This window comes from Myxococcus sp. NMCA1, assembly GCF_026810205.1.
Classification (GTDB): domain Bacteria; phylum Myxococcota; class Myxococcia; order Myxococcales; family Myxococcaceae; genus Myxococcus; species Myxococcus xanthus_A.
Genome location: NZ_CP113950.1, coordinates 1,110,847 through 1,123,236, shown reverse-complemented (window position 1 = coordinate 1,123,236; position 12,390 = coordinate 1,110,847). Strand labels below are relative to the sequence as shown.

Below are 12,390 nucleotides of genomic sequence, written 5' to 3'. Positions count from 1 at the left end.
GATAGCTCACTCGCGCTGCCCTCCCCCGCGCAATGTGCCCCTCAGCACGCCTGATACGTTCGCGAGGGCTCACCCATCCTGTATTGGATTGTGTCAGTGTTTCCGCCCCCCATTGTTTGCACCAGGAGAGGGGATTGACCGTCGACAGGCGCGTGCGCGGAGACGATCAGCCCGTCTTCGCCAACGTCTGCTCGAACAGCGTGCGAACCTGCGTGGCCAACACCTGTGAGTCCGGACCGAAGGACTCCGGCGGCAGCGCGGGAAGCACGCGCACGCGAATGGAGGCGGTGGGACTCATCCAGGGGCCGTCTCCGTCCAGCAGCCCTGGCGTGCCCTCCACCACCACGGGCACCACCGGCACATGCTCCTCCAGCGCGAGTTGGAAGGCGCCCCGCTTGAAGGGCAGCAACTGCCCGCCCTTGGAGTACGTCCCTTCCGGGAAGATGAGCACCGGCATGCCACGACGGAGCCAGCGCCGGCACGGGTCCAGGAGCTGGTTCATTGCGGTGGACGAGCCCCGGACGATGGGCACGTAGGCCAGCAGCGTCATCATCCACCCCACCAGTGGCAGCGAGAACAGCGACGCCTTCGCCACGAACTTGTAGGGATGGAACAGGCCCATGACGGCGAGGATGTCCGCCGCGGACTGGTGGTTGACCACCATCACACAGGGCCCGAGCGGAATGAGCTCACGGCCTTCGATTCGCGTGCGCCAGCCCGGGGACGCGTGCAGCCACAGGCCGTAGCACCAACGGCAGACCAGTGAGTGCAAGAGCCGCCGGTCCCGGTCGAACGGGTACGTGACGACGAGCAGCAACGCGCCCAGGGTGAACAGCACCGGGGCGGTGAGCAGGAAGACGACCCAGAACCAGAGCGTGACGGCGTACTTCATGGCGAGGCCCCAGGCATACCACCTTCGGGCCCATCCCACGCCCCTCTCCTGACAGCCCCGCCTTCCCACGGCCGCGCCCCTCCCATCCAGACAGCCGGACTGAAGGGCGCCATGGGGACTGCCCCCAAGGGCAATCCGCCGTTCCTTGCCCGTGGACCTTCCGCTGCCATAAAGACGGGAGCGCCCCCATGCGTCCCATCGACCCCGCGCTCCGAGCCGCCCGACTCGCCCACACGTTCGTCCCCTTCAGCCAGCTGCGCACGGCGCGGTTGCTGCTGGAACTGAATGGTCAGCAGCCGCTCGAGGTCCAGCGCAGGCTGTTCGGCTACGACCTGACGTTGAAGGCCCACCGCAGCACGACGCACATGCTGCTGTACCTGCAGGGCGACGACTTCCTGTCGGACCTCCCGCTCATCGCGCCGCATCTGCGGCCGGGCATGGTGGCCTTCGACGTGGGGGCCAACATCGGCTACCTGTCCATGTACCTGCGCAGCCGCATCGGCCCGCTGGGACAGCTCTTCAGCTTCGAGCCCGAGCCGGAGAACTACGCGGAGCTGGACGCCAACTTCCGGAACAACCACCTGCGCGACTGCCAGGCCATCCAAGCGGCGGTGGGCTCGCAGGAAGGCGTCATCACCTTCGCCACGGGCCTCAACGGACACGTTCCCGAAGAGGGCGCGGAGGGCATCACCGTCCCGGTCGTCACCGTGGACGGCTTCGTCCAGAAGCAGGGCCTGTCACGCGTGGACTTCGTGAAGGTCGACGTAGAGGGCTTCGAGCTGGACGTGCTGGCCGGCATGCGGGCCACGCTCGAACGTCCGGACAAGCCCATCCTCTACATCGAGGTCCACGGACGGGGCGAGTATGCGCGAGCCGACCCTCGCCGCGTCTGCGAGGTGCTGGAAGGTCACTACAAGAACATCCGCGCCTACGCATCGCCCGACGACTTCAAGGCGAAGCAGAGCCGCCTGCGCCGTCTGTGGGGTCGGGTGTCGCCTTTCGGAGACATTGAACAGGCGTGCCGTGTCGACCTGCGCGAAGTGAGGCAGCACGACACCCAACGGTACCAGTTGCTCTGCCTGCCTTGAAGAGCGCGGAGCAGGCACGCTCCGCAACGTCGGACCGGCGTCACTGCCCGCACTCGCACTTGCCCGGTGACCACTCGGAAGGCGTAAGGTGCCCGCCGGACCCAACCCGGAGGGAGGCAGCGAATGGACGCGCATCAGGGCCTGCACATCGAGACCCATCCCCGAGAAGGAGACCCGCTGCTCCGCGCCCGGCGGCCCGACCCGTGCGCGCTGGTCTTGTTCGGCGCCACCGGAGACCTGGCCCAGCGCAAGCTGTTCCCGGCCCTCTTCGAGTTGGCGAGAGACCACCTGCTGCCGGAGAACTTCGCCGTCGTCGCCTTCAGCCGCTCCGAAGGAGACAGCGAGGCCTTCCGCGAGCATGTGAAGGCGTCCCTGCTGAAGTTCGCCCGCACCCAGCCCCTGGACGAGGCCGTCTGGAAGGACTTCGCCCCGCGCCTGGAGCTCATCTCCGGCGGCTATGACGACCCGAAGTCCTTCGTGCGCCTGCGCGAGGAGCTCGACCGGGTCGCCCAGAGGTTCGGCACCCAGGGCAACCAGTTCTATTACCTGGCCACCCCGGCCTCCACCTTCCCCCAAATCCTCCTCGGCCTGTCGGAGTCGGGGCTGCTGAAGCGCCAGGAACAGGCCGACCAGCGCCCGTGGCAGCGGCTCATCATCGAGAAGCCCTTCGGCCACGATTTGGAGAGCGCCCGCGCGCTCAACCGCGAGCTGGCGGCGGTGCTGGACGAGCGGCAGATCTTCCGCATCGACCACTACCTGGGCAAGGAGACGGTCCAGAACATCCTCGTCTTCCGCTTCGCCAACGCCATCTTCGAGCCGCTGTGGAACCGGCAGAACATCGACCACGTGGAAATCACCGCGGCGGAGACGCTGGGCGTGGAGGGGCGTGGCGGCTTCTACGACGAGACGGGCGTCATCCGGGACATGGTGCAGAACCACCTGCTCCAGGTGCTCGCGCTGTGCGCAATGGAACCGCCGGTGTCCTTCGGCGCCGAGGACATCCGCGACGAGAAGAACAAGGTCATCCGCGCGCTGCGCCCGATGGAGGGCCGCGAGGTGTCCCGCGCGGTGGTGGCGGGCCAGTACGAGGGCTACCTCCAGGAGAAGGGCGTGAAGGCCGGCTCGCGCACGCCGACCTACGTCGCCATGAAGATGAACATCGACAACTGGCGCTGGGCGGGCGTGCCCTTCTATCTGCGCGCGGGCAAGAAGCTGAAGCGGCGCGTGACGGAGGTGTCCATCCACTTCAAGTCGGTGCCCATCAGCCTCTTCTCCGGGGAAGGCGCCACCTGCCAGCGGCTGCAGCCCAACGTGCTCACGCTGCGCATCCAGCCCCAGGAAGGCATCGCGCTCTCCTTCGAATCCAAGGTGCCTGGCGAGGACGTCAACATCGCGGGCGTCACCATGGACTTCAACTACCAGGAGACCTTCCAGCGGCCGGTCCCCGAGGCCTACGAGCGCCTGCTGCTGGACTGCATGCGCGGCAACGCCACCCTCTACGCGCGGCAGGACAGCGTGGAGCAGGCGTGGACCTTCGTGACGCCCATCCTCCAAGCCCTGGAGTCCGGCGAGGGCGGACCGGCGCACGGCTACACCGGTGGCAGCGCGGGCCCGGATGCCGCGGCTGCGCTGCTGGCCCGGGATGGCCGCCGGTGGACCGGACTGTGAGCGCCGCGCGCACGCACGTCGTGCCCACCGAATCCCTGCCCCGGGAGGCCGCGGTGTGGATGGCGCGCGCGCTCCAGGACACGCTCGCCACCCAGCGTCGCGTCAGCCTGGCCCTGTCGGGCGGCAGCACGCCGGGGCCCGCGTACCGGGCGCTGGCGGCGCAGGTGCTTCCCTGGGAGCGCGTGGACGTCTACTTCGTGGACGAGCGCTTCGTGCCGCCCGACCACGCGGACAGCAACTACCGGATGGTGGAGGACACCCTGCTGCGTCCTCTTCGGCTGTCGCCGTCACAGGTGTTCCGCATGGAGGGTGAGCGCGAGGACCGGGACGCCGCCGCGAAGGACTACGCGGCGAAGCTGCCTGCCGTCCTGGACGTGGTGCTGCTTGGCATGGGAGAGGACGGGCACACGGCCAGCCTCTTCCCCGGCCACCCCGCGCTGGAGGAATCCGAGCAGCGCGTCCTGGCGGTGGTGGGGCCCAAGCCGCCGCCCTGGCGGATGACGTTGACGCTGCCGGTATTGCGGTCCGCGCGGCACGTGCTGACCCTCGTATCAGGGGCGGGCAAGCAGGACACGGTGCGCCGGGCGCTGGCGGGGGACCTGAGCCTCCCCGCCGCCCGGGTGACGAATTCGGAGTGGATGCTGGACCCCGCCGCCGCCGGGCGGTGAGGGCTCCCAGTCGCGAACCTTCCAGGAGGAATCAACGATGAGTGAGGCAGCGGGCGCGCAGTTCGGCGTGGCGGGAATGGGCGTCATGGGGGCGAGCCTCGCCCTCAACATCGCGGACCACGGCTTCCGAGTGGCCGTGTGGGACAGGCATGTGGAGCGCATCGATGAGATGCACCGCAAGCACGGACACCCCGAGGTCTGGGGCACCGAGTCGCTGGAGGCCTTCGTTCAGCGGCTGGAGCGCCCGCGCAAGGTGCTGCTGATGGTGACGGCGGGCGCGGCGGTGGACTCCATGCTGGAGCGCCTGCTGCCGCTGATGGCGGAAGGCGACGTCATCATGGACGCCGGCAACTCGTGGTTCCTGGACACGCGCCGCCGCGAGGAGCAGTGCAAGGCCAAGGGCATCCACTTCCTGGGCGTCGGCGTGTCCGGCGGCGAGGAGGGCGCGCGCAACGGCCCCTCCATCATGCCGGGTGGTGCTCCCGCGGCGTACGAGCTGGTGCGTCCGGTGTTCGAAGCCATCGCCGCGATGACGGACATGGGGCCGTGTGTCACCTACGTGGGGGCGGACGGTGCCGGGCACTTCGTGAAGATGGTGCACAACGGCATCGAGTACGCGGACATGCAGTTGCTCGCGGAGACGTATGACGTGCTGCGCCGCGGGCTCGGGCTGGACGCGGACGCGTTGGCGGACCTGCTGTCCAAGTGGGACCATGGCATCGCCGGCTCGTTCCTGCTGGAGACCACCATCAAGGTGCTGCGCCAGAAGGACCCGGAGACGGGCAAGCCGCTGGTGGACCTGGTGTTGGACAAGGCGGGCCAGAAGGGCACCGGCAAGTGGACGGTGCAGGTGGCGCTGGATTTGGGCGTCCCGATTCCCTCCATCGCCGCGTCACTGGACGCGCGCATCCTGTCCTCCATGAAGGACGAACGCGTGGCCGCCGCGCCGAAGCTGAACGGCCCGGTGGGGCAGCTCAGCAAGGAGGAGCAGGCGCAGCTGGCGGCGTGGACGCATGACGCGCTCTATGCGGCGCGTGTGGTGACGTATGCGCAGGGCATGCGCCTCATCCAGGCGGCGTCCCAGGAGTATCAGTGGAACATCAACCTGGCGGAGCTGGCGCGCATCTGGCGGGGTGGCTGCATCATCCGCGCGAAGCTGCTCACGCCGCTGCGTGAGGCCTTCCTGCAACAGCCGACGCTGCCCAACCTGATGGTGTCCGACGCCTTCGCGCCGGTGCTGGAGCGCATGGCCCCCGCGTGGCGGCAGGTGGTGGGCGTAGCCACGCGCGTGGGCATCCCCGTGCCGGTGTTCAGCTCCTCGCTGGCGTACCTGGACAGCTACCGCACCGCGGAGCTGCCGCAGAACCTCACCCAGGCGCAGCGTGACGCCTTCGGCGCGCACACGTATCAGCGCAAGGACAGACCGGAAGCGGGCTTCGTCCACACGGAGTGGGGCAAGTAGCACGGGGCCGGCTTGACCCGGGCGTTCACCAGGACGCCCGGGCCACAAACACAGCAATTCCTGCTCATGCAATGCCCTGGCGAGCAGGACTTGAAACGATTAGCGCACTGCACCTTTCACAGACATCGAGCATCAGGCATCTTTGAAGCTCTCTTTCCGGAGCCTCGACCATGACGCTGGATGCCGGAGCGAACCTGCTGCATGCGGTACGTGAGTTGGCCCCTGCCCTCTCCGCTCGCAGCGGGGAGATTGAGCAGGCACGGCAGCTCCCCCTGGACGTCATCGCCACGCTGAAGGACATCGGCGTCTACCGGATGCTTGTCCCTCGCAGCCATGGCGGGCTGGAGCTGAATCTTGTCACCGGGCTGGACGTCCTCTCCGAGCTGGCCCGCGCGGACGCCTCCACCGCCTGGACGATGATGATTGCCTCGGAGAGCCCCCAACTCTTCGCCCTCCTCCTCCGCGAGGAGTTCGACGCCGTCTACGCCGCCGGGCCCAATGCCACCGTGGGCGGCGCCTTCAATGCCCAGGGCAAGGCCGTGCAGGTGGACGGCGGCTACCGCGTCACCGGCCACTGGAACTTCGCCACCGGCTGCCGCCAGAGTGAATGGCTGTTCGGCAACTGTGTCGTCCTGGGCCCAGACGGCAAGCCCCGCGCTGGCCCCGCCGAGGGCCTGCCCGAGACGCGCGCCATGCTGCTCCCCGCCAGCGAGGTCCGCATCATCGAGCACTGGGACGTGCTCGGCCTGCGCGGCACCGGCAGCCACGACATCGCCATCGACGCCTTCGTCCCCCAGCAACGCACCTTCGACATCTTCACCGGCCAGCCCTCCGTGCCGGGCGCCAACTTCGTGGTGCCGGTGCTGCACTACGCCATGCACATCGGCGCGGTGGCGGTGGGCATCGCCCAGGGCGCGGTGGACGACCTGCTCACCCTGGCCCGCTCGGGCAAGCGCCGGCTGTATGCGCGCACCTCGCTCGTGGACTCCCCCGTGTTCCGCAACCGGCTGGGACGCGCGGAGACGGGCGCCCGCGCCGCTCACGACGCCCTCCGCCGCATGGGCGAGGTGTTCTGGGACGCCTGCCAGCAGTCCCCGATGAAGGCCTTCGCCCTCGCGCCGCAGGTGTCCTCCACCCTGACGTGGGCCGTGGAGACAGCCGCCGAGGTCGTGACGGCCTGCTACCACGCGGGCGGCGCCACGTCCGTGCGCGATGGCGCATCACTCCAGCGCCGTTTCCGCGACATCCACACCCTCACCCAGCACGCGGCCGTGGCGGAGGGCTGGTTCACCCAGGAGGGCAGCGCGCTCCTGGGCTTCCCCGTCCTCTTCGAAGCCTGACGGCGCGCCCGCTACGTCCGCGTGGCGCGCAGCTCCGCGCGGCGAATCTTCCCGCTCACCGTCTTGGGCAGCTCGGTGACGAACTCGATTTCACGCGGGTACTTGTAGGGCGCCGTCGTCCGCTTCACGTGCTCCTGCAACGCCTGCGCGAGCGCCGGGGATGCCGTATGCCCCGGCGCCAGCACCACGAAGGCCTTCACCCGCTGGCCAATCTTCTCGTCCGGCACACCGATGACGGCCGACTCCGCCACCGCGTCGTGCTCCAGCAGCGCGGACTCCACCTCGAAGGGCCCCACGCGGTAGCCCGACGTCTTGATGACATCATCCGCGCGTCCCACGAACCAGAAGTAGCCGTCCGCGTCGCGCACGGCCCGGTCTCCCGTCACGTACCAGTCGCCACGCCGGCACGCCGCGTTGGCCGCGTCGTCCCCGAGATAGCCCTGGAACAACCCCACGGGCCGCTCGGGCGCCACGCGCACCGCGATGTCCCCCTCCTGCCCGTCCGCCACCTCCTGGCCCTGGTCGTCGATGACGCTCACCGTGAAGCCCGGGGACGGCTTGCCCATGGAACCCACGCGCGGCGCCATCGATGGGAACATGCCCACAATCATCACCGTCTCCGTCTGCCCGTATCCCTCATGGATGTGCAGCCCGGTGGCGTCCTTCCACGTGTCGATGACTTCCGGATTGAGCGGCTCGCCCGCGCTCACCGTGTGCCGCAGCGAGGACATGTCGAAGGCCTTCAAGTCCTGGAGCACCAGCGCCCGCCACGCGGTGGGCGGCGCGCAGAAGGTGGTGACCTTTTGCGTCTCCAGCACCTTCAGCAGCTTCGCGGGCTCGAAGCGGCCACGGAAGTCATAGACGACGTTGCACGCACCCTGGCTCCACGGGCCGAAGAGCTTGCCCCACGCGCACTTGGCCCAGCCGGTGTCGCTGAGCGTCAGGTGCCGGTCCTCCGGCGTCAGGTCCAGCCAGTAGCGGCCGGTAATCACGTGCCCCTGCCCGTAGCTGGCCTGCGTGTGCAGCACCATCTTCGGCATGCCCGTGGTGCCGGACGTGAAGTAGATGAGCAGCGGCGCATCCGCGCGTGTGGGCTCGAAGGCCGCGCCCGCGCCCGCTTCCGCCACACCGGACACGTAGCGCACCCACGGCGACGGCGCGCCCTCGCCCACCGACACCCAGGTGCGGACCTTGCCCGCCGCCCCCACCAGGCCGTCGAAGCGCTCCAGGCAGCTCACGTCCGCAATCACCGCCTGGGCCTCCGCCACCTCCAACCGGTAACGGATGTCCTTCGGCGTGAGCATGGGCGTGCCCGGCATGAAGACGATGCCCGCGCGAATGCAGCCCAGCACCAGGAACCACCACTCCGGCACGCGCGGCATCATGATGAAGACCCGGTCCCCCCGGCGAAGCCCCTGCTCCGTCAGGAAGCGGGACGCGTGCAGCGAGCGCCGCCGCAAGTCCTCCCACGTGAAGCGCCGCTCCTGCCCGGCTTCGTCGGACCACAGCAGGGCCAGCGCCTCCGGGCGCTCGGCGGCGTGCCGGTCGCTGACGTCGGCCGCGAAGTTGAAGTGCTCGGGCCGCTCCCAGCGAAAGTCCCGGCGGGTGGCCTCGTAGTCCTTCATGTTCCGAGGGGGTGACAGGGGCATGGCGGCCGACTCCTGGGCGAAAGAAACCAACCGCCAGAGCCTGCCACGACACGCCAGGGGCGTCCTTCACGAGTCCCGCGTTCGCCCGGTGCCAGACACGCGCCTGCACGAAGCCCACAAAAGCAAGAGGCCGGCCCTGTCGCAGGCCGGCCTCCGCGCGACGTCATCCGAAGCGAGCGCTCAGTTGATTTCAGCGCACGGGAAGAGCGTGTTGTAGGCACCACACGTGCGGAGCGTGGCCAGCAGCAGGTGCTCGGCGTTGGCCGCGCGGCCGGACGCCTCCTCGCTCCGGGCCCGCTCACGCTCGGCCAGCAGGTTGAGCCACGGGTCCCTGGAGCCATGGGCATAGCGCTGCAGGGCCTTGAGCGACTCCGCATCCCGGGCGGCCTCGCCCGTGAGGAGCAGCGCGCCGACGTACAGGTCCGTCTCCTGGGAGACGCGCAGCCGCTCCAGCAGACCGGGAACCACCGCCCCCTTCACCAGCCGCGCATAGTCCTCCGCCAGCGGCGCACGCACCTTGAAGTCGCGGGACGCCGCATCCCGGACGTAGTCCTGGAGCACCGTGCCTTCACCCAACTGGTCCAACGCCGCGGCGAGCGGCAACAGCGAGGCCACCGCGTCCGCCGAAGTGGCCGTACGCACCGCTTCATAGAGAGCCGCACGCGTCACCGCGGGCTGCTGCCGTACCAGGTACGCCGCATCCGCCGTCTTCTCGGTGAGCTGCGTCCACGTCTCCCGCACCAGGCGCTGCCACCGCGCGGCCTCCGCGTCACGCAGCGCGCGCATCTCGTCCGCGCGCTTCTCCGCGGCCACCTTCCAGCCCGCCGCCTGGCCCGGCAGCGACGCGACGTCGCGGAACGACGCCTCCGCCTGCTTCAGCAGGCCCAGTCCCCGCAGCGCCAGCCCCCGGTTCCACAGTGCCTGCGCATGCCGCGGCTCCTGGCGCAGCGCGCCACCGAGCAGGTTCAGCGCCTCTTCCCACCGCTGACCGCTGAGGGCCACCACCGCGCGGTCATTGTCCCGGTCCGCCGAGGCCGGTGCCCGCGCCAGGAAGGACTCCGCCTGCTGCCAGTCCCCGCGCAGCGCATAGGCGGCGGCGATGCCCCGGAAGTCCTGCTGCTCCTCCAGCTCCGCCAGGGGACGCAGCGGCAGCGGGTTCGCGGCGCCGGACGTGCCGCGCATCGGCTCGTAGGGCAGGAAGCGGTCCGCCATCGGGTGGCTGAGCCGCGCCTCCAAGGTCCGCACGTCCGCGCCCGCCAGCCACACGTCGGTGGGGGCCTCTGGCTGCGCCTGGAGACGGAACACGCCCACCGCCGCCAGCCCCGCCGCCAACGCCACCGGCACCACCGTGCGGGACATCCGCTGCATCCACGGCCGCAGCGGCGTCACCTTCGCGGGCGGCGGCTCGGCGGCGCTGGCGCTACCACCCAGGGCGCGGGAGGCCAGCAGCTCCAATTGAAGCAGGTCCCTCAGCCCCGCCTCGCATTCAGGACAACGTCCCAGGTGCTGGCGGAAGACCTCCGCGTCGGGAGCGGACAGCTCTCCGTCCACGAAGAGGTGCAGATTGGTGCATGGCGTCGTCATGAGCTCGTGGCCCCCTGCTCCCGGGCTACCGCCACCTGGGGCAGCAGCAGTTCCTTCAAATCCCTACGGGCCAGGGTGAGCCAGCTGCCCACGGTGCCCACGGGAACATTGAAATGCTCGGCGATGGCGTTGTAGCGCTTGCCCTCCGCGTGCAGGCGGTAGGCGTCACGCAGGTGAGGCTTCAGCCGCTCGATGGCCTTCTGGAAGGCGTCGGTGCTCACCAGCTCCCAGTTCTCCTGGGTCTCCTCCGGTGACAGCGCCAAGTCCTGGACCAGCGCCAGGTGTGGCATCCCCCGGGACTCCGTCCGCTGGCGGCGGCAATAGTCCAGGAAGCGGTTCGTCATCGTCGTACACAGCCACGCAGCCGCCGCGGAGTCCGTCCGGTCCTTCAGATGCTCGAACTCCGGCATCGCCCGCTCGAAGGTCTCCTGGACGAGGTCCTCCGGCTCCAGGCTGGAGCGGGCACACAACCGGCGGGCCAGCCCCAGAAGGCTGGGCCGATGCTGACGGATGAACGCTTCGAAGCGCCTCCGTTCCCGGTTGAAGAGGTTGGACATTCAGCCCCACTCACATGCGCGCCTGCGCGTTACCCAGTCAAAGACGCGCAGCGGCCCAATCCTTGAGAAGAAAAAAAGAAGGCCCCGGGCAGAAAAATGCCCGGGAGGGTGAAAATCCCCGCCCGGGCCTGGAGATCAGCGGGCCTAGCTGGCGCTCGGATGCTCCGGCCCGGCCAGGGGAGGAACTGCTGGCGGCGGCAGCGGGAGCCGCTTGCGCGGGGCGACGCTGGCCGTGTCGCAGTTGACGTAGGTGTTCTTGACATGGGCTTCACCGGACTCGGAATCCAAGCTACCGGCCATAAGGGATTCGACGGGCGTCATGAGCGCTCGCACCTCGCGATGGGGATGGTCTGAAAGCTAGACATGGATGATACGGCAACACGTACAGTCCTTATCATGACACGCGCCAACCCCGCGCATCTGACGGGGCAACTCGCGACATGGAATTCACGGAGTTCTGAATGAACAGGGAAGATTCGCGCCTGGCATTGGAGTGGCACACCTGGCTGGCGGAGAACCTCGCCCTGGGCGTGAGCGCGGAGGACGCGCAGCGGGTGCTCGTGGATGCGGGCGTGGAGGCTTCGCTGGCGCAGCGGGAAATCGCCGCGGCACAGGCGCACCCCTACGTGGTGGCGGCGCGGCGGATTGGCCGACGCTACGAGTGGCTGGAGGCGCTGGCGGACCTCTACGCGGAGCTGCACCGCCAGTCCGGCGCGGTGACGCTGGAGAAGCGCCGAGGGGTGAGCCCGGAGGAGTTCTTCACCCGCTACTACTTCGGTCACCAGCCGGTGGTGCTGCAAGGCTTCATGGAGGACTGGCCGGCGATGCGCCGCTGGTCGCTCGCGGACTTCCGGGAGCGCTTCGGGGACGTGGAGGTGGAAATCATGTCCGGGCGCGACACCAACCCGGACCATGCCTCGCAGCCCGACAAACACCGCCAGGTGGTGAAGCTGCGCGACTACGTCCAGCGGGTGGAGACGGGCGGCGAGACGAACGACTTCTACATGGTGCCGCGCAACGAGAACTGGAAGCGCGACGGACTGGCCCGGCTGCGCGAGGACATCCGCGCGCCCGCCGGCATCATCGACCCGGAGCTGCGTCCCGACATGACGACGCTGCTGCTGGGCCCACCGGGCACCGTCACCCCGCTCCACCACGACAACATGAACGTGCTGCTGGGCCAGGTGATGGGCCGCAAGCACGTGCGGCTGGTGCCGTCCTTCCAGCGCCACCTCGTCTACCCGCGCCATGGCACCTTCAGCTCCGTGGACGCGGCGAGCCCGGACGCGGCGAGCTTCCCGCTCTACGGCGAGGCCACCGTCCTGGAGGGCGTGGTGGAGCCGGGCGAGCTGCTCTTCCTGCCCGTGGGGTGGTGGCACTGGGTGCGCGCACTGGACGTGAGCGCCACTGTCACGTTCCATCATTTCCAGCTCCCGGGAGGCAACACGCACCTGAGGACTCCGCAGTAGACGGCCGCACCGC

General features: G+C 69.2%; 11 protein-coding genes. 6 read left to right on the top strand and 5 right to left on the bottom strand.

Annotated features, from left to right (window positions below):
• Positions 1-166: 166 nt before the first annotated feature.
• Complete coding sequence (locus OZ403_RS04895) at positions 167-892, bottom strand: lysophospholipid acyltransferase family protein (RefSeq protein WP_140787746.1); 726 nt, start codon at positions 890-892, stop codon at positions 167-169.
• 188 nt (positions 893-1,080) lie between these two features.
• Here OZ403_RS04895 and OZ403_RS04890 point away from each other — a divergent pair, with 188 nt between their 5' ends.
• The 5 genes from OZ403_RS04890 (at position 1,081) to OZ403_RS04870 (ending at position 7,118) form a co-directional block, all read left to right on the top strand.
• Positions 1,081-1,980, top strand: coding sequence for an FkbM family methyltransferase (locus OZ403_RS04890; protein WP_268783597.1), 900 nt, complete (start codon positions 1,081-1,083; stop codon positions 1,978-1,980).
• 123 nt (positions 1,981-2,103) lie between these two features.
• Positions 2,104-3,648 (top strand): glucose-6-phosphate dehydrogenase, encoded by a 1,545-nt coding sequence (zwf, locus tag OZ403_RS04885; RefSeq protein WP_140797320.1) that lies wholly within the window; start codon positions 2,104-2,106, stop codon positions 3,646-3,648.
• Entirely contained in the window at positions 3,645-4,316 is a 672-nt protein-coding gene (gene pgl, locus OZ403_RS04880; RefSeq protein WP_140796347.1) for a 6-phosphogluconolactonase, read from the top strand. Before zwf ends, pgl begins: the two co-directional genes overlap by 4 nt.
• 37 nt (positions 4,317-4,353) lie before the next feature.
• On the top strand, positions 4,354-5,778 hold the full coding sequence (gndA, locus tag OZ403_RS04875) for an NADP-dependent phosphogluconate dehydrogenase (protein ID WP_140787742.1): 1,425 nt from the start codon (positions 4,354-4,356) through the stop codon (positions 5,776-5,778).
• Positions 5,779-5,948: 170 nt separating this feature from the next.
• Complete coding sequence (locus OZ403_RS04870; protein WP_268783596.1) at positions 5,949-7,118, top strand: acyl-CoA dehydrogenase family protein; 1,170 nt, start codon at positions 5,949-5,951, stop codon at positions 7,116-7,118.
• 11 nt (positions 7,119-7,129) lie between these two features.
• On the opposite strand, the gene OZ403_RS04865 is transcribed toward OZ403_RS04870, so the two are convergent.
• The 4 genes from OZ403_RS04865 to OZ403_RS04850 form a co-directional block, all read right to left on the bottom strand.
• Positions 7,130-8,767, bottom strand: coding sequence for an acyl-CoA synthetase (locus tag OZ403_RS04865; RefSeq protein WP_174259984.1), 1,638 nt, complete (start codon positions 8,765-8,767; stop codon positions 7,130-7,132).
• A 180-nt stretch (positions 8,768-8,947) separates the two neighbouring features.
• Positions 8,948-10,351: a zf-HC2 domain-containing protein gene (locus tag OZ403_RS04860; protein WP_268783595.1), complete on the bottom strand. Its 1,404-nt coding sequence runs from the start codon at positions 10,349-10,351 to the stop codon at positions 8,948-8,950.
• A complete protein-coding gene (locus OZ403_RS04855; protein ID WP_140787738.1) occupies positions 10,348-10,908 on the bottom strand; it encodes an RNA polymerase sigma factor in 561 nt (186 codons plus the stop codon). Before OZ403_RS04855 ends, OZ403_RS04860 begins: the two co-directional genes overlap by 4 nt.
• Before the next feature lie 144 nt (positions 10,909-11,052).
• On the bottom strand, positions 11,053-11,208 hold the full coding sequence (locus tag OZ403_RS04850) for a hypothetical protein (RefSeq protein WP_268783594.1): 156 nt from the start codon (positions 11,206-11,208) through the stop codon (positions 11,053-11,055).
• Between the two features lie 161 nt (positions 11,209-11,369).
• Between OZ403_RS04850 and OZ403_RS04845 the strand changes: the two genes are divergently transcribed.
• Positions 11,370-12,377: a cupin-like domain-containing protein gene (locus tag OZ403_RS04845; RefSeq protein ID WP_140873339.1), complete on the top strand. Its 1,008-nt coding sequence runs from the start codon at positions 11,370-11,372 to the stop codon at positions 12,375-12,377.
• The last annotated feature ends 13 nt before the right edge of the window (positions 12,378-12,390 follow it).